Source organism: Pseudomonas sp. PAGU 2196, assembly GCF_022179005.1.
Lineage (GTDB): Bacteria > Pseudomonadota > Gammaproteobacteria > Pseudomonadales > Pseudomonadaceae > Aquipseudomonas > Aquipseudomonas kermanshahensis.
In genome coordinates this window covers 102,617-120,732 of sequence record NZ_BNTL01000013.1, presented here as the reverse complement: position 1 = coordinate 120,732, position 18,116 = coordinate 102,617, and the positions used below count along the sequence as shown (strand labels likewise).

Sequence of the window (18,116 nt, the reverse complement as noted above, 5' to 3'; positions counted from 1 at the left end):
GGTAAACCCGCTCCCACAAGGTATTGCACCGCCCTCAAGGACGCAGGCGAACCTGTGGGAGCGGGTTTACCCGCGAAGAGGCCAGTAAAGACAACATAAATGCTAGGCAAAAAAAACGGGAACCCGAAGGTTCCCGCTTTTTCATTGCCTTACAAGCGAATCAGCGTGGAAACGCTGGCGGGTTCACACCGGCCATGTCTTCCATTACACGAACCACCTGGCAGCTGTAACCGAATTCGTTGTCGTACCAAACGTACAGCACAACGCGGTTGTCGTTGGCGATGGTCGCCTCTGCGTCAACCACACCGGCGTGGCGCGAGCCGACGAAGTCGGTCGAAACCACTTCCTGCGAGCTGACGAAGTCGATCTGCTTGTGCAACTCCGAGTGCATGGCCGTCTGGCGCAGGTACTCGTTGATCTCTTCGCGGGTGGTGGGCTTTTCCAGGTTCAGGTTCAGGATAGCCATCGAGACGTTCGGCGTCGGTACGCGAATCGCGTTGCCGGTCAGCTTGCCCTTCAGCACGGGCAGTGCCTTGGCGGCTGCAGTGGCGGCACCGGTCTCGGTGATAACCATGTTCAGCGGCGCGGCACGGCCACGGCGGCTGCCCTTGTGGAAGTTGTCGATCAGGTTCTGGTCGTTGGTGAACGAGTGAACGGTTTCGACGTGACCATTGATGATGCCGTACTGGTCGTTGACAGCCTTCAGCACCGGCACGATGGCGTTGGTGGTGCAGGAAGCAGCCGAGATGATCTTGTCATCGGCGGTGATTTCACCGTGGTTGATGCCGTGCACGATGTTCTTCAGCGCGCCCTTGCCAGGTGCGGTGAGGATCACGCGGGCAGCGCCCGGGCAGGCCAGGTGCTGGCCCAGGCCGTCGGCGTCACGCCATACACCGGTGTTGTCGACGATCAGCGCGTTGTCGATGCCGTACTGGGTGTAGTCGACTTCGCTCGGGTTCTTGGCGTAGATAACCTGGATCAGGTTGCCATTGGCGGTGATGGTGTTGTTGGCTTCGTCGATGGTGATGGTGCCATCGAACGGGCCGTGCACCGAGTCACGGCGCAGCAGGCTGGCACGCTTGACCAGGTCGTTCTCGGCGCCTTTGCGCACGACGATGGCACGCAGGCGCAGGCCGTCGCCACCACCGGTCTTCTCGATCAGGATACGCGCCAGCAGGCGGCCGATGCGGCCGAAACCGTACAGGACGACGTCGGTGCCTTTACGGGCCGAAGCGTTCTGTTGGCCAACTACGTCAGCCAGTTCTTCACGCACGAACTGCTCGGCGCTGCGGCCGTTGCCTTCCTGCTTGAACTTGTTGGCCAGCTTGCCCAGGTCAACCGAAGCGGCGCCCAGTTTCAGCTCGCTCATGGCCTTGAGCAGAGGGAACGTCTCGTGGACAGACAGTTCGGTCTCGTCGGTCTGACGATGACGCGCAAAGCGGTGGGCTTTGAGGATCGAGATAACCGAACGGTTGATCAGGCTGCGGCCATAAATCGAGCTCACCACGTTGTTGTTGCGGTAGAGCTGACCGATAAGCGGGATCATCGCTTCAGCCAATGCTTCACGATCAATCCACTCACCAAGACACTGGTCGGGCTTCTGAGTCACGGGAACCTTCCACATGTAGGGACAGAAAAAAGGGGCTACATTATGACGCCCCAACGCGGAACGGGCAATGAGCGCCTGTCGCGGCAGCCACAGCCAGTGTTCATGGCCTTTGGAGCCTGACAGCAGGCACCGGCACCGGTACAATCGGTGTCTTTGCCGCAACGCTTGGAGTGCAATCTCCCGTGTCAGTTCTGCGCCTACCGCAACTGTCGGCCACGGCCGGCAAACAAACCTGGGGCAACCTGCCCGGTGCCGCCCTCAGCCTTGCCATTGCCGAAGCCGCCAGCAGCGCTGGCCGCTTTACCCTGCTGCTGACCGCCGACAGCCAGGCCGCCGACCGTCTGGAACAGGAGCTGCGCTTCTTTGCCCCAGACCTGCCGGTGCTGCCCTTCCCCGACTGGGAAACCCTGCCCTACGACCTGTTCTCGCCGCACCAGGACATCATCTCCCAGCGCATTGCCAGCCTGTATCGGCTGCCGGAGCTGAGCCACGGCATTCTCGTCGTGCCGATCACCACCGCCCTGCACCGCCTGGCGCCGACCCGCTTCCTGCTGGGCAGCAGCCTGGTGCTGGACATCGGCCAGACCATCGACGTCGAGCAAATGCGCACGCGCCTTGAAGCCAGCGGCTATCGCTGCGTCGACACCGTTTATGAACATGGCGAATTCGCCGTGCGCGGCGCGCTGATCGACCTGTACCCCATGGGCAGCAAGCTGCCCTACCGCATCGACCTGTTCGATGACGAAATCGAGACGCTGCGCACCTTCGACCCCGAGACCCAGCGCTCGATCGACAAGGTCGACTCGGTGCGCCTGCTGCCGGCGCGCGAATTTCCGATGCAAAAAGAGGAAGTGACCCGCTTCAAGGCGCGCTTCCGCGAACGCTTTGACGTCGACTTCCGCCGCAGCGCGATCTTCCAGGACCTGGCCAGCGGCATCATTCCCGCCGGCATCGAGTACTACCTGCCGCTGTTCTTCGAAGACACCTCGACGCTGTTCGACTACCTGCCCAGCGACACCCAGGTGTTTTCCCTGCCGGGCGTCGAGCAGGCCGCCGAGCACTTCTGGAACGACGTGCGCGGACGCTACGAAGACCGCCGTGGCGACCTGAGCCGCCCACTGCTGCCGCCTGCCGAGCTGTTCCTGCCGGTGGAAGACTGTTTCGCCCGGCTCAAGCAATGGCCGCGGGTGGTGGTCAGCGCCGATGACGTCGAGGCAGGTACCGGCCGTGAACGCTTCCCGGCACGCCCCCTGCCCGAACTTGCCATTGAGGCCAAGGCCAACCAGCCACTGGCGGCGCTGTCCAGCTTCCTTGACCAGTTCCCTGGCCGCGTACTGTTTACCGCCGAGTCTGCGGGCCGTCGCGAAGTGCTGCTGGAACTGCTCGAACGCCTGAAACTGCGCCCGCACACCGTCGAAGGCTGGACCGACTTCATCACCGGCTCCGAGCGGCTGGCGATCACCATTGCACCGCTTGACGAAGGCCTGGTGCTGGACGACCCGGCCCTGGCCCTGATCGCCGAGAGCCCCCTGTTCGGCCAGCGCGTGATGCAGCGCCGGCGGCGCGACAAACGCGGCGAGACCGCCAACGATGCGGTGATCAAGAACCTCACCGAACTGCGCGAAGGCGCACCGGTGGTGCACATCGACCATGGCGTGGGCCGTTACCTGGGCCTGGCCACCCTGGAAATCGACGGCCAGGCCGCCGAGTTCCTCACCCTGGAATACGCCGAGGGCGCCAAGCTGTACGTGCCGGTGGCCAACCTGCACCTGATCGCCCGCTACACCGGCAGCGATGACGCCCTGGCGCCGCTGCACCGGCTCGGCTCCGAGGCCTGGCAGAAGGCCAAGCGCAAGGCCGCCGAACAGGTGCGTGATGTCGCCGCCGAACTGCTCGACATCTATGCCCGCCGCGCCGCGCGCAAGGGCTACGCCTTTGCCGACCCCGCTGCCGACTACGCCACCTTCAGTGCCGGGTTCCCCTTCGAAGAAACCCCCGACCAGCAGAACGCCATCGAAGCCGTGCGCGCCGACATGCTCGCGGCCAAGCCGATGGACCGCCTGGTGTGCGGCGACGTGGGCTTCGGCAAGACCGAAGTGGCCATGCGCGCGGCCTTCATCGCCGTGCACAGCGGCCGCCAGGTGGCGGTGCTGGTGCCCACTACCCTGCTGGCCCAACAGCACTACAACAGCTTCCGCGACCGCTTCGCCGACTGGCCGGTAACCGTCGAAGTGATGAGCCGTTTCAAATCGGCCAAGGAAGTCGCCAGCGCGGCGGCGGACCTGGCCGAGGGCAAGATCGACATCCTCATCGGCACCCACAAGCTGCTGCAGGACGATGTGCGCTTCAAGGACCTGGGCCTGGTAGTGATCGACGAAGAGCACCGCTTTGGCGTACGCCAGAAGGAACAGCTCAAAGCCCTGCGCAGCGAGGTGGACATTCTCACCCTGACCGCCACGCCGATTCCGCGCACCCTGAACATGGCCGTGGCCGGCATGCGCGACCTGTCGATCATCGCCACGCCGCCCGCCCGACGCCTGTCTGTGCGCACCTTCGTCATGGAACACAACAACAGCACGGTCAAAGAAGCCCTGCTGCGTGAACTGCTGCGCGGCGGCCAGGTGTATTACCTGCACAACGACGTGAAAACCATCGAGAAGTGCGCTGCAGACCTTGCCGAACTGGTCCCGGAAGCGCGTATTGGCATCGGCCACGGCCAGATGCGCGAGCGCGAGCTGGAACAGGTGATGAGCGACTTCTACCACAAGCGCTTCAATGTGCTGATCGCCTCGACCATCATCGAGACCGGCATCGACGTACCAAGCGCCAACACCATTGTCATCGAGCGCGCCGACAAGTTCGGCCTGGCCCAGTTGCACCAGTTGCGTGGCCGGGTCGGCCGCAGCCACCACCAGGCCTACGCCTACCTGCTGACGCCAGCACGTCAAAAGGTCAGCAGCGACGCCGAGAAGCGCCTGGAGGCCATCGCCAACACCCAGGACCTGGGGGCAGGCTTCGTGCTGGCCACCAACGACCTGGAAATCCGCGGCGCTGGTGAACTGCTGGGCGAAGGCCAAAGCGGGCAGATCCAGGCGGTCGGTTTCACCCTCTACATGGAAATGCTCGAACGCGCGGTCAAGGCCATCCGCAAGGGTGCCCAGCCAAACCTCGAACAGCCACTGGGTGGCGGCCCGGAGATCAACCTGCGCCTGCCGGCCCTGATCCCCGAGGGCTACCTGCCCGATGTGCATGCACGCCTGATCCTCTACAAGCGCATCGCCTCGGCCGCCGACGAAGAAGGCCTCAAGGACTTGCAAGTCGAGATGATCGACCGCTTCGGCCTGCTGCCGGAGCCAACCAAAAACTTGATGCGCCTGACCTCGCTCAAGCTGCAGGCGGAAAAGCTCGGCATCAAGAAAGTCGATGCTGGCCCCAACGGCGGCAAGCTTGAGTTCGAGGCCGAGACACCGGTCGACCCGCTGACCCTGATCAAGCTGATCCAGGGCCAGCCCAAACGCTACAAGTTCGAAGGCGCCACCCAGTTCCGCTTCCTGGTACCGATGGAACGCCCCGACGAACGTTTCAACACCCTTGAGGCGCTGTTCGAGCGCCTGACCCCACAGCCTGCCTAAGGAAGATCCATGCGTGCCATCCGTTGCCTGACCCTGCTGCTGGCGCTGTTCGCGCCAGCCGCCTTCGCCGAAGGCCTGTATCAGGTAGAAATGATCCTGGTGCGGCAAAACAGCGTCCCCGCCTTCACCAGCCCGTTCGCCCCCGAAGACTGGAGTGCCGGTGCACCGCGCCTGGACAAGGCCGCCGAACGCCCACTGGGGCTGGACGATGAAACCACCCGCCTGCAAGCCACCGCCGACTACACCGTGCTGATGCACAAGGCCTGGCAGCAGCAGGTCGGCAGCGAGCCCAGCCGCATCGCTCTGGGCGAAGGCGAAGAGCAGTTCGGCCACTTCCCCATCGAAGGCAACCTGAGCATCGCCGAAGGCCGCTTCATCGCGGTGGAGGCCAACTTCTGGGTCAACCAGCTCGACGGCAACGGCAGCGTGCTGCGCAGCGAGCAATTCAAGCAGAGCAACAGCAACGTCAAGGGCGGCCAGCTGACGTTCCTCGACGGCGGGCACCTGGCGGTGCTGCTGAAAGTGACGCCGGCCGGGATGCGCAAGCTGCCAGAGATGGACCCGGAGATGATGGAGCAGTGATGTGAGCGAGACCGATGCGCAGTTCTTTATCCGGGGGCTTGACACCTGGAGGTTCGCGTTTGACCGCACTACGCTGCAACGCGGCTTCGACTATGCAGAGGAAGGCAGGAGCGAAATCGTATCGATCCTGGACCTGACCATCCGTGCGCAGTGCACAGGCTCTGGCGGCCGCGCCTACTATCAACGCATCACGCTGGACTTGACCCAGGAAGCCCTTGAGTGCGAGGGCACTTGCTCGTGCCCGGTCGGTAACAATTGCAAGCACTGTGCAGCGGCGCTCTATCTGCTTGAACGTGGCCCGGACTGGGTCGAAGGCACACCTGACGAACCCCTTGCCGTTACGCCAGCAGCGCAGCAGTCCCTAGAACTGCCCCCCGAACTCGCACATTGGGTCGAGGCCTTGGAAGTACCGGCAGCCCTTGCCACACAACCCGCCAAGCGCAAAGGCCCTGCACTCTACTATGTGGTGAGCAACAACCATGGCCAGTGCATGCTCAGCGTGTTCAAAGGTACCCGGCAGCCCGATGACAGCTTGAAGCTGGGCCGGCCCAGTTCGATGCCCGAGCTCATCTACTACACACCCAAGTACGTGACCGATGAAGACTTGCGTGCGCTGCGGCTGATCGATGCCCTCAGCAAGGATTACAGCCTGCCCGTCGCACGCCTGGAAGGCAAAAAGGGCGCCGAACTCTATGAGTATGCCCTCGCCACCGGCCGCTTGCTGTATGGCCAACAGCAGAAACCCCTGGCCCAAGGCCCCGACCTGCACGCCGAATTTCGTTGGGTTCGGCTGGACAACGGCAGCTACCGCGGCGCCTGGCACCATGCCGAAAATACCCACATGCTGGCACTGCCGGTCGACCCCCTCTATTACGTCGACCCACACAGCGGGCAGACCGGCAAACTGCTGCATGACCTTGACCCGTTCATTGCCAGCCAACTGGCCAGCGCCCCGACGGTTCCCGAGCACCTGATCATCCCCCTGAGCCATCGCTTGAACGCATTGAACCGCCAGGTTCCGACCCCCACCAAGGTCCGTAGCGAGCAGATCGACACGATCGAGCCTCGCCCTCACCTGACCCTGGGCAGCCTCGAGTACAGCGCCTACATGCCCAAGACCGGCCGCATGCAGCGCCAGATGCAGCACCGCGCCGCGCTGTCGTTCGACTACGACGGCCTGCGCGCCAGCGGCAACGACGACAAGCCGTTGACCCGCCTGGTAGATGCCACCAGCCAGCGCATTCGCCGCCAGCCCAAGGCCGAACAGGCGCTGCGCAAGACGCTACGCGACCTCGGCTTCAAGGCCGCCACCCGGCAGAGCAAGGCCCTGCCCGACAGTGCGGGCGAGATGCACCAACTGCCGGATGACGAGGCCTGGCTGCACTTCGCCCGCAATGGCTTGGCACAACTGCGTGAAGCCGGCTGGGTGATCGACATCCACCGCGATTTTTCCTTCAACCTGCACGAGGTGGACGACTGGTACGCCAGCATCGACGAAGCCCCCGGGCATGAATGGTTCGACCTGGAACTGGGCATCGTGGTCGATGGCCAGCGCCACAGCCTGCTGCCGATCGTGCTGCAGTTGCTGCGCAGCAACCCGGAGCTGCTGCGCGCCAGCGAACTGGCCCGGCGCAGTGACGACGAACACTTGCTGATCGACCTTAACCGCGGCCGCCTCGACAGCCCCGCGCTGCGCGTCGCCCTACCCTACGGCCGGATCAAGGCGGTGATGGGCACCCTTGGCGAGCTTTACCTGCATGAAGACGCCGCCGGCCCTTCACTGCGCCTGGACCGGGCCGATGCCGCGCGCTTGAACGCGCTCGATCACCTGCCGCTGCACTGGGAAGGCGGCGCGCACGTGCGCGACCTGGGCAAGCGCCTGCGTGACGCACGCGACCTGCAGGTCGAGCCGCCCGCGCAACTGAACGCGGCCTTGCGACCTTATCAGCAACAAGGCCTGAACTGGTTACAAGCCCTGCGCGAAATGGGCACGGGCGGCATCCTCGGCGACGACATGGGCCTGGGCAAGACCCTGCAAACCCTGGCTCACCTGTTGCTGGAGAAACAATCCGGCCGCCTGACCACTCCCGCCCTGGCAGTGATGCCGACCAGCCTGATACCCAACTGGCTCGACGAGGCCAGACGCTTTGCCCCCGACCTGCGCGTGGTGGCACTGCAGGGCCCAGGGCGCAGCAAGCATTTCGCCACGCTACACGACTACGACCTGGTGCTCACCACCTATGCCCTCGTGCCCCGCGACCTCGAACACTTGCGTACGCAGCACTGGCACGTGCTGGTGCTCGACGAGGCGCAGAACATCAAAAGCAGCACCAGCAAAGCCGCCCTCGCCGTCTGCGAGCTGCAGGCCGAGCAGCGCCTGTGCCTGACCGGTACGCCGATGGAAAACAACCTCGGCGAGCTGTGGTCGATCTTCCACTTCCTGATGCCGGGCTGGCTGGGCGACCTCAAGCGCTTCAACCAGGATTACCGCACCCCGATCGAACGCCGCGGCGACGCCGAACGCATGGCCCACCTGGTCAGCCGCATCCGACCGTTCCTGCTGCGCCGCACCAAGGAACAAGTGGCCACCGAACTGCCCGCCAAGACCGAGATGGTGCACTGGGTCGAGCTCAGCGATGCCCAGCGCGATACCTACGAGGCCGTGCGGGTGGCGATGGACAAGAAAGTGCGCGACGAAATCGCCCGCAACGGCGCCTCACGCAGCCAGATTGTCATCCTTGATGCCCTGCTCAAGTTACGCCAGGTGTGCTGCGACTTGCGCCTGGTGAAGGGCGTCGAGACCAAGGGCAACCAGGCCGATAAAGGCAAGCTCGGCGCCCTGCTGGAAATGCTCGAAGAGCTGCTCAGTGAAGGCCGGCGGGTACTGCTGTTCTCCCAGTTCACCTCAATGCTGGCACTGATCGAGCAAGAGCTGCAAAAGCGCAAGGTGCGTTACAGCCTGCTGACCGGCGACACCCGCGACCGCCGCACGCCGGTGCAAGCATTCCAGCAGGGTGACAGCGAAGTGTTCCTGATCAGCCTCAAGGCGGGTGGCACCGGGTTGAACCTGACGGCTGCAGACACGGTGATTCACTTCGACCCCTGGTGGAACCCGGCCAGCGAAAACCAGGCCACCGACCGCGCCTACCGCATCGGCCAGGACAAACCGGTGTTCGTGTTCAAGCTGATTACCCGCGGCACGGTGGAAGAGAAGATTCAGCTGTTGCAGCAAGAGAAGGCGGCCCTGGCGGCAAGCCTGCTCGATGGCGGGCAGGTCGGGCAGTGGCGGCTGGGGGATGATGAGATCGAGGCGCTGTTTGCCCCCTTGCCCGGGAAGCGCGGCCGCTAGCAGCCAGTGCCGGCCTCTTCGCGGGGCAAGCCCGCTCCCACAGAAAATGTACAGCCCTCAAGAGCGGTGCAGCCCTGTGGTGTACAGCCCTCAAGAGCGGTGCAGTCCTGTGGGAGCGGGCTTGCCCCGCGAAGAGGCCGGCACAGTCAATCGACCAACTGCGCCTCTTTCAACGCCCCCAACGCCTCCAGCCAACGCGGCTGCTGGCGATAATCGGTGCGCGCAAAGCCCTGCCCGCGCATCCGTGCAATGCGCGGCGAAGGCTTGACCTTCAGCCGCTGCGCCGCACTCAATGCCAGCTCTGCCGCCGCGCGGTCGTTGCACACCAGGCCCATGTCGCAGCCAGCACTCAAAGCTGCTTCGATGCGGTTGGCCGCATCCCCAACCACGTGCGCACCAGCCATGGACAGGTCGTCACTGAAAATCACCCCGTCAAAGCCCAGCTCACCGCGCAGGATGTCCTGCAGCCAACGCCGCGAGAAGCCGGCGGGCTGGTTGTCGACCTGCGGGTAGATCACGTGGGCCGGCATCACCGCTGCCAGCTGGCCGCTGAGCCGGGTGAAGGGCACCAGGTCCGCCTGACGCAACTGTTCAAGGCTGCGCTCGTCAGTGGGGATGGCCACGTGCGAGTCGGCCTCGGCCCAACCGTGCCCCGGGAAGTGCTTGCCGCAGGCCGCCATGCCCGCAGCGTTCATGCCGCGAATGAAAGCCGCCGCCAGCTGCGTGGCGCGCTGTGGGTCACCCTCGAAGGCGCGGCTGCCGACCACCGCACTGCGCTGGTGGTCCAGGTCGAGCACCGGGGCGAAGCTCAGGTCCAGGCCTACCGCCAGCACCTCGGTGGCCATCAACCATCCGCACTGCTCCGCCAGGTAATCGGCGTTGTCGTTGTCGGCCAATGCACGCATGGCCGGCAGGCGCACAAAGCCTTGGCGCAGCCGCTGCACTCGCCCGCCTTCCTGGTCGACGGCCAGGATCAAGTCCGGGCGAATCGCGCGAATGGACGCGCACAGTTCGCGCACCTGGCGCGGGCTGTCGATATTGCGGGCAAAGATGATCAGGCCGGCCACTTCAGGTTGGCGCAGCAGGTGACGGTCTTCGGCGGTCAGCCATTTACCGGCGATGTCCACCATCAAGGAGCCTTGCAGGCTGACGGTCATGGGAAATCCTTCATTGAAGACTTAAAGAAGCCCACTGGGGGCAAGCCGCCTCTTCGATGCGCACCCGGCAATGGGCCGGCACGCGGTCGAACAGGCCAAGCAAATCGGTGTTGTGCAGGCGTATGCAGCCATGGGACAGCGGCACGCCCAAAGGTTCGGTCTCAGGTGTGCCATGCAAGTAGATATAGCGGCGGAACGTGTCGACGGCGCCGAGGCGGTTGACGCCCGGCTCGCAGCCGCTGAGCCAGAGTATGCGGGTGAGGACCCAGTCCCGCCCGGGAAACCGCGCCTGCAGCTCAGGCGACCAGACCTCACCGGTCCAGCGCCGCCCACGCAACACCGCGTTCAGCGGCAGGCCCGCGCCAATCTTCGCCCGTACCTGATGCAGGCCACGCGGCGTGCAACCCGAACCATTGCGCTCGCCGGCGCCGTTACGCGCCGTGGACACCGCCAGGCGCAGGCACAAGCGTCCCTGGGCGAACCCATAGAGGCATTGGTCGGCAAGGGAGATGTGCAATAGATCGAGATCGGGCATGGGCGCTAGCTTAGCCGAAGCGCCCTGCCCCGCCCAGCCTTCAGGCCTTGGCGGTGGCTGTGCTGCTGGTCTTGCTGCGCGGGCGCAGTTGGGCGGCTGCCATCGCTTCGTCGGTGACCCCGCTGTCGGCGCGCATACCTGCTGCCAGGAACGGCACCATCAGGCGCATGACCTGTTCGATCGAGGTATTGATGCCAAAATCGGTTTCGGCGATGGCGCGCAACGCCTTGATGCCGGACATGCTGAACGCTGCAGCGCCGAGCATGAAGTGCACGCGCCAGAACAGCTCCAGCGGCGGAACCCGTGGCGCGGCTTCGTTGACCAGCAGCATATAGCGGCGGAACACCTTGCCGTACATGTCTTCCAGGTAACGCCGCAGGTGCCCCTGGCTCTGGCTGAAAGCCAGCCCCAGCAGGCGCATGAAGATAGACAGGTCATTATTGCTGCGCGGCTGCACGGCCAGGGCCTGCTCGACGAGCATTTCGAGCAGCTCTTCGAGGCTGGGCTTTTGCTCCGGGCGCGCCTGGCGACGCTCGAGTTCACGTTCGAGGCTGGCACAGAAAGGGCCGAGGAAACGCGAGAAGACCGCCTGGATGAGGGCCTTTTTGGAACCGAAGTGGTAGTTGACCGCCGCCAGGTTCACCCCGGCCTTGCTGGTGATCAACCGCAACGAGGTTTCAGCGAAGCCTCTTTCCGCGAACAGCTGCTCGGCAGCATCGAGAATGCGTTCAACGGTTTCCGATTGGGCCATGATTATTCCGCCAGACAAACAGGTGTTTGAAACATACGTTTCAGGCCTGCGTCTGTCAAGGCTCGGTGACTGGGCGGTCGCCATTTAAAAACGCCAATGACCGCGCTGCAAGCGCCATTCTCGCTGTTTCTTCGTACAGGGTGCTTGCAGCTCATCCAGTACTGTATATAATCCCAGTCACTGTATAAAAAGACAGAGCGCTCACCATGTTGAAACTGACGCCACGCCAAGCTGAAATTCTCGCGTTCATTAAACGTTGCCTTGAAGACAACGGCTTTCCACCGACACGCGCTGAAATCGCTCAGGAGCTGGGCTTCAAATCGCCCAACGCCGCCGAAGAGCACCTGAAGGCCCTTGCTCGCAAAGGCGCCATCGAGATGACCCCCGGCGCATCCCGCGGCATCCGTATCCCCGGGTTCGAGGCCAAGGCCGACGAAAGCGGCCTGCCGATCATCGGCCGGGTCGCAGCGGGCGCACCGATCCTCGCTGAGCAGCACATCGAGCAATCCTGCAACATCAACCCTGCCTTCTTCCACCCTCGCGCCGACTATCTGCTCCGCGTGCACGGCATGAGCATGAAGGATGTCGGCATCTTCGACGGTGACCTGCTGGCAGTGCACACCTGCCGCGAAGCCCGCAATGGCCAGATCGTCGTCGCCCGCATCGGTGACGAAGTGACCGTCAAGCGCTTCAAGCGCGAAGGCACCAAGGTCTGGCTGGTTGCCGAAAACCCCGAATTCGCCCCCATCGAAGTCGACCTGAAAGAACAGGAGCTGGTGATCGAGGGCTTGAGCGTCGGCGTCATACGCCGCTGATCCAGGAGGCGCCATGCAGCAGTTCATTCACGCACCCGAGCAAGCCCAGTTGCCATTGTTCGAAGCATTCCTTGCCCAGCCCATTCTGCCGGGCCTGAAGGCCAGCGAGCAGACGCGCAAGAGCAGCCACCCCGAGCTGTTCAGCGAGCTGTCACTGCGCGGCGCTGCCGAGCATTGCCAGAGCCTGTTGGCCCCGGTCCTGCGCGAACTGAGCGAAGAGGAAGACGCCCGCTGGCTGACCCTGATCGCCCCACCCTCGAGCCTGACCCAGGCCTGGTTACGCGATGCCGGCCTCAACCGCGAACGCATCCTGCTGCTGCACCCTCGTGGCAATCAGAGCCCGCTGCAACTGACCTGCGAAGCGCTGCGTCTTGGCCGCAGCCACACCGTGGTCAGCTGGCTTGGCAGCGTCAATGCCAGTGCACGTCAACTGCTGCTGCGTTCAGCCAGCACCGGAAACGCACAAAGCCTGAACATCCGCCTCGGCTGATGTTCAGGCTTTGCCTGTTACTTCAAAAGCACTGATACCACGCAACGCGATCAATGCAGAACGCGAGGGCCTTCGTCGCGTTCGAGCTCGCCGTCCATCAGGCGACCGGCCATCTGCACGCCGACACTGAGCATGGCCTTGGCCACTTCTACATGCTGACCCTGCAGGAACGCTTTGGCGTCTTCCGAGAAATCCAGGGTTACCAGAGAGCCCTCATCCTCCGCACGACGCAGTTCGATCCGGCCATCAGGCAACTCGACAATTTCCAGAAAAGACGTAGACATAAAAGGCTGTTCTCCACGAAAGGCCAACATTGTATCAGCCGCAGCGGCTATCAGCACTCACTCAACGCGTCACGGAAACGTCTCACCAAGCTTTTAAGGTTGCTGCGCCAGCTTTCCAGTTCTTCTCGCGACAGCGCAGGCTGCTCGGGTTCGTCGAGGTTGACGGCCTGAATCAGCGGCTGGGTGACATCGGTTTTAGGCGTTTTTTTCGCGACCGGTGGTCGGAACAAATCGGCATAAGCACTCAGCATTTGCGCCAGCCAGGTTTCGCGCTGACGGGCCAATTCCAGCAGCTCGGCCACCTCGGGGATAGCGATGCCATTCAGCGCATCGCCTTCAAGCAGTTGCTCGACACTCGACGCTGTTGGCAGGCGGTAGTAGCCACCAATTTCATGGCACAGGCCCAGAAGCGCGCCGTACAAGTGGAACAGCGCCGATTCGCGTTCGGCCTGGACCAGGCCCTGAGCGTTCATGGCTTGGCCCTGTTCGGCTTTGGCCATGGACTCGAGCGCGAGGCCGGCGAAGAACAGTTTCTGGTTGGTGCGGGTGTAGAGTTCCTGGGCCATCTCGAGTGACCTCCCTAAAGGCTGGTAAGCGATTAGGATCAGTTTCAGGGATGGCCTGGCTGGCCGCAAGCTGAATGTCGCATAAACAACTGGGGCCGCAAAGCGGCCCCAGTTCAACGCCAATCAGCGCTTGTCTTCAACCTTCCACGCATTGCCGTCGTAGAACGCCTTCCACCCCGTCGGCTTGCCATCGACCTCGGACTGCACGTACTGCTCCTTGGTCTTGCGGCTGTAGCGAATCACCGCTGGGCGGCCTTCCGGGTCCTTCTGCGGGGCATCGCAGAGGAAGTGGTACTTCGGATCGATCTCATGCTTGTGCGGGACGATCTCCAGCACCAGCGGCGCACGGGTCTCGCGGTTTTTCGGGAACTGGCTGGCCGCCAGGAACAACCCCGAAGCACCGTCGCGCAACACATAGGTGTCATCGACCTTCTCGCACTTCAGCTCTGGCATTTCCACCTTGTCCATCTTCGGTGGCGCCGCCTCACCGCTTTTGAGCAGCTTGCGGGTGTTCTTGCACGCAGGGTTGGTGCAACCGAAGAACTTGCCGAAACGGCCAGTCTTGAGCTGCATCTCGCTGCCACACTTGTCGCACTCCAGGCTCGGCCCTTCGTAGCCCTTGATGCGGTAGCTGCCCTCTTCGATCTCGTAGCCGGCGCAATCCGGGTTGTTACCGCAGATGTGCAGCTTGTGCTTCTCGTCCAGCAGGTAAGCGTCCATCGCCGTGGCGCAGATCGGGCAACGGTGCTTGCCCAACAGCACGCGGGATTCCGATTCACCCTCGTCATCCGCGGCAATCTCGTCACCTGGCACCAGGTTGACGGTTGCCTTGCAACGTTCCTTGGGCGGCAGGCTGTAGCCCGAGCAGCCGAGGAACACGCCGGTGGAAGCGGTGCGAATCATCATCGGGCGGCCACATTCCTTGCACGGAATGTTGGTCATGGTCGGCTGATTGGCACGCATGCCGTTTTCGGCCGACTCGGCCGTCTGCAGCTTTTTGCTGAAGTCGCCGTAGAACTCGTCGAGCACGTTCTTCCAGTCACGCTCGCCCTGGGCCACGTCGTCGAGGTTCTCTTCCATGCCGGCGGTGAAGCCGTAGTCCATCAGGTTGGAGAAGCTCTCGGACAGGCGCTCGGTGACGATGTCGCCCATCTTCTCGGAATAGAAGCGGCGGTTGTGCAACGTCACATAGCCACGGTCCTGGATGGTCGAGATGATCGCCGCGTAGGTCGACGGGCGACCGATGCCGCGCTTTTCCATTTCCTTGACCAGGCTGGCTTCAGTGAAACGCGCTGGCGGCTTGGTGAAGTGCTGGCTCGGGTCGATCTGGATCAGCTTGAGCGCTTCACCCTGGACCATTTCCGGCAGCACATCGTCTTCGCCAGGCTTGCTCTGTTGCGGCAGCACGCGGGTGTAACCGTCGAACTTGAGGATACGGCCCTTGGCACGCAGCTCGAAGTCGCCAGCCGCCACAGTGACGCTGGTGGACAGGTACTGCGCCGGCGGCATCTGGCAGGCGAGGAATTGGCGCCAGATCAGCTCGTACAGGCGCTCTGCATCGCGCTCCATGCCGCTGAGCTTGGTCGGATGGGTGTTGACGTCAGAAGGACGAATCGCTTCGTGCGCCTCCTGGGCGCCTTCCTTGCTGCCATACACCAGCGGGTTTTCCGGCAGGTACTGCTTGCCGAATTCGCGCTCGATGTAGCTGCGCGCCATGTCCAGGGCATCGGCCGACAGGTTGGTGGAGTCGGTACGCATGTAGGTGATGTAACCCGCTTCGTACAGACGCTGGGCCATCATCATGGTTTTCTTCACACCAAAGCCCAGGCGGTTGCTCGCGGCCTGCTGCAAGGTGGACGTGATGAACGGCGCCGAGGGCTTGCTGCTGGTCGGGCGGTCTTCACGCTTGACCACGCTGTAGCTGGAAGCCTTGAGCTTCTCCAGCGCTGCCATGGCCTGTGCTTCGTTGAGCGGCTTGAAGGCCTCGCCTTTCTCGCGCGCCACTTCGAAACGCACCTTAGCGTTCTTGGCGGTGCCCAAGTCGGCGTGGATCTCCCAGTACTCTTCGGGGATGAAGGCACGGATCTCGCGCTCGCGCTCGACCACCAGCTTCACCGCGACCGACTGTACACGGCCTGCGGACAGGCCACGGGCGATCTTGGCCCACAGCAGTGGCGAAACCATGTAACCCACCACGCGATCAAGGAAGCGCCGCGCCTGCTGGGCGTTGACGCGGTCGATGTCCAGCTCGCCCGGTTGCGAGAAGGCCTCTTGAATGGCCTTCTTGGTAATTTCGTTGAACACCACGCGCTTGTAGCGGGTGTCGTCACCACCGATGGCTTCGCGCAGGTGCCATGCAATGGCCTCCCCTTCGCGGTCCAAGTCGGTTGCGAGGTAGATGGTGTCAGCATCCTTGGCCAGGCGGCGCAGCTCTTCGATCACCTTTTCCTTGCCAGGCAGGATCTCGTACTTGGCCTTCCAGCCGTGGTCGGGGTCGACCCCCATGCGTGCCACCAGCTGGCGGCGTGCCTTTTCTTTCGGCGAAAGGGCCGGCGCCTCACCCGCAGCCTTACCACGCTTGGCGGCCGGCTCTTTGCTAGCGCTGGCCGAACCGCTGGTGGGGAGGTCTCGGATATGGCCGATACTCGACTTCACCACGTACTGGTTGCCCAGGTACTTGTTGATGGTCTTGGCCTTGGCCGGGGATTCCACAATGACCAGCGATTTGCCCATGGATCGGAGTATTCCTGAATCTGAAGATGAAAAACGCGTCAGGTGCCAGACGCGGCACCGCTATATATAGTGGCAAAACAGTGAGGTCAAGCGCGGTCGATCACTCGTGCGACTTGGCCAGCAGCCCAGGCAACCCTTCTTCGGCCTTGACCAAAGCAAAGCGTGGCACCTGCTCGCCGTCAACCTCGACGGACTCCTGGAACATCGAAAGAGGCCGTACCCAGAACCCGTATTCACCATACAGGCATTGGTAGAAGACCATCCACTCTTCAGTTTCGGAGTGCTGCGCAACACTGAAGACACGGTACTCAGGCCCCTTGTAGTGCCGGTATACGCCTGGCTGTATCTGCATGTCGCTCACCCTTTTTAATAAAACCTGTAAAAAACAAAACCGGGGCACAAGGCCCCGGCTGCTGTCCCGCGACGCGATCAGACGCGTTCGAAGACAGTGGTGATGCCCTGGCCGAGGCCGACGCACATGGTCGCCACCCCCAGAGTACCGCCATTCTGCTTCATGACGTTGAGCAGGGTGCCGGAAATACGTGCACCCGAGCAACCAAACGGGTGGCCTAAAGCAATGGCGCCGCCGTGCAGGTTAACCTTCTCATCCATCTTGTCGAGCACTTTCAAGTCTTTCAGCACAGGCAAGGCTTGTGCGGCGAAGGCTTCGTTGAGCTCGATGAAGTCGATATCGGCCATGCTCAGGCCGGCACGCTTGAGGGCTTTCTGGGTCGATGGCACCGGGCCGTAGCCCATGATTGCCGGGTCGACTCCGGCCACGGCCATGGCGCGAATCACCGCCAGTGGCTGGATGCCCAGGTCCATGGCGCGCTGGCCAGACATGACGATCATGCACGAAGCACCGTCAGTGATCTGCGACGAGGTACCCGCGGTGACGGTACCACCTTTCGGGTTGAACGCAGGCTTCAGCGACGCCAGCCCTTCGAGGGTGGTTTCCGGGCGAATGGTCTCGTCGAAATCGAAGACCTTCAGGAAGCCATTCTCGCCATAGCCCTGCATCGGGATGATCTCGTCCTTGAACTTGCCTTCGACCGTCGCCTTGTGAGCGAGCTGGTGCGAACGCAGGCCGAACAGATCCTGCTGTTCACGGCTGATGCCGTGCATTTTGCCGAGCATCTCTGCAGTCAGGCCCATCATCCCGGAAGCCTTGGCAGCGTGCAAGGACAGGTGCGGGTTAGGGTCAACGCCATGCATCATGCTGACGTGGCCCATGTGCTCGACGCCGCCAACCACGAACACATCGCCATTGCCGGTCATGATCGCTTGGGCGGCGGTGTGCAGCGCACTCATCGACGAGCCGCACAGGCGGCTGACGGTCTGCGCCGCCGAGGTGTGCGGGATCGGCGTCATCAGCGACGCCATGCGGGCAATGTTCCAGCCCTGCTCGAGGGTCTGGTTGACGCAGCCCCAGATCACGTCCTCGACTTCTTTTGGGTCGACCTTGCCGTTGCGTTCCAGCAGTTTGGTGATCAGGTGCGCAGACATGTCTTCGGCGCGGGTGTTGCGGTGCATGCCACCCTTGGAGCGGCCCATTGGCGTGCGACCGAAGTCGACAATCACCACGTCTCTTGGATTCAGGCTCATATCAAATC

At 63.0% G+C, this 18,116-nt stretch carries 14 protein-coding genes; 5 read left to right on the top strand and 9 right to left on the bottom strand.

All coding sequences use genetic code 11. The features are described from left to right. Positions 1–160 precede the first annotated feature (160 nt). Positions 161–1,624, bottom strand: coding sequence for a glyceraldehyde-3-phosphate dehydrogenase (locus MFF34_RS13970; RefSeq protein WP_099430032.1), 1,464 nt, complete (start codon positions 1,622–1,624; stop codon positions 161–163). Positions 1,625–1,791: 167 nt separating this feature from the next. Between MFF34_RS13970 and mfd the strand changes: the two genes are divergently transcribed. From mfd to MFF34_RS13955, 3 genes are read left to right on the top strand one after another with little or no spacing between them, the layout of a single operon-like run. Then, a complete protein-coding gene (gene mfd, locus MFF34_RS13965) occupies positions 1,792–5,241 on the top strand; it encodes a transcription-repair coupling factor (protein ID WP_238214680.1) in 3,450 nt (1,149 codons plus the stop codon). Between the two features lie 9 nt (positions 5,242–5,250). Continuing rightward, positions 5,251–5,823 carry a CsiV family protein gene (locus MFF34_RS13960; protein WP_099453388.1) on the top strand — a complete coding sequence of 191 codons (573 nt, stop codon included), beginning with the start codon at positions 5,251–5,253 and terminating at the stop codon, positions 5,821–5,823. 1 nt (position 5,824) lies between these two features. Then, positions 5,825–9,172 carry an SNF2-related protein gene (locus tag MFF34_RS13955; RefSeq protein ID WP_374707401.1) on the top strand — a complete coding sequence of 1,116 codons (3,348 nt, stop codon included), beginning with the start codon at positions 5,825–5,827 and terminating at the stop codon, positions 9,170–9,172. 146 nt (positions 9,173–9,318) lie between these two features. Here the strand turns inward: MFF34_RS13955 and nagZ are convergent, their stop codons facing one another. Genes nagZ through MFF34_RS13940 form a run of 3 tightly spaced genes read right to left on the bottom strand, consistent with a single transcriptional unit; the run spans position 9,319 to position 11,615 of the window. Beyond that, entirely contained in the window at positions 9,319–10,317 is a 999-nt protein-coding gene (nagZ, locus tag MFF34_RS13950; RefSeq protein ID WP_238214689.1) for a beta-N-acetylhexosaminidase, read from the bottom strand. Between the two features lie 22 nt (positions 10,318–10,339). Then, positions 10,340–10,864 (bottom strand): L,D-transpeptidase, encoded by a 525-nt coding sequence (locus MFF34_RS13945; protein ID WP_238214678.1) that lies wholly within the window; start codon positions 10,862–10,864, stop codon positions 10,340–10,342. A gap of 40 nt (positions 10,865–10,904) precedes the next feature. Beyond that, the gene (locus MFF34_RS13940; protein ID WP_027596622.1) at positions 10,905–11,615 is read right to left on the bottom strand and encodes a TetR/AcrR family transcriptional regulator; all 711 of its coding nucleotides are present in this window, start codon (positions 11,613–11,615) and stop codon (positions 10,905–10,907) included. Positions 11,616–11,821: 206 nt separating this feature from the next. Here MFF34_RS13940 and lexA point away from each other — a divergent pair, with 206 nt between their 5' ends. Further along, positions 11,822–12,430, top strand: coding sequence for a transcriptional repressor LexA (gene lexA / locus MFF34_RS13935; protein WP_027596623.1), 609 nt, complete (start codon positions 11,822–11,824; stop codon positions 12,428–12,430). 13 nt (positions 12,431–12,443) lie between these two features. Continuing rightward, positions 12,444–12,920 (top strand): SOS-induced cell division inhibitor SulA, encoded by a 477-nt coding sequence (gene sulA / locus MFF34_RS13930; RefSeq protein ID WP_027596624.1) that lies wholly within the window; start codon positions 12,444–12,446, stop codon positions 12,918–12,920. A gap of 50 nt (positions 12,921–12,970) precedes the next feature. On the opposite strand, the gene MFF34_RS13925 is transcribed toward sulA, so the two are convergent. The 5 genes from MFF34_RS13925 to fadA all read right to left on the bottom strand — a co-directional run bounded on the left by MFF34_RS13925 (position 12,971) and on the right by fadA (position 18,108). Continuing rightward, positions 12,971–13,204 (bottom strand): hypothetical protein, encoded by a 234-nt coding sequence (locus MFF34_RS13925; protein WP_004376430.1) that lies wholly within the window; start codon positions 13,202–13,204, stop codon positions 12,971–12,973. Positions 13,205–13,254: 50 nt separating this feature from the next. Continuing rightward, positions 13,255–13,770, bottom strand: coding sequence for a DUF6586 family protein (locus MFF34_RS13920; RefSeq protein ID WP_027596625.1), 516 nt, complete (start codon positions 13,768–13,770; stop codon positions 13,255–13,257). A 123-nt stretch (positions 13,771–13,893) separates the two neighbouring features. After that, positions 13,894–16,503, bottom strand: a complete 2,610-nt coding sequence (gene topA / locus MFF34_RS13915; RefSeq protein ID WP_027596626.1) for a type I DNA topoisomerase — start codon at positions 16,501–16,503, stop codon at positions 13,894–13,896. Between the two features lie 100 nt (positions 16,504–16,603). Beyond that, a complete protein-coding gene (locus MFF34_RS13910) occupies positions 16,604–16,855 on the bottom strand; it encodes a DUF1653 domain-containing protein (protein WP_027596627.1) in 252 nt (83 codons plus the stop codon). Positions 16,856–16,932: 77 nt separating this feature from the next. Beyond that, the gene (gene fadA, locus MFF34_RS13905) at positions 16,933–18,108 is read right to left on the bottom strand and encodes an acetyl-CoA C-acyltransferase FadA (protein ID WP_238214676.1); all 1,176 of its coding nucleotides are present in this window, start codon (positions 18,106–18,108) and stop codon (positions 16,933–16,935) included. Between the last annotated feature and the right edge of the window lie 8 nt (positions 18,109–18,116).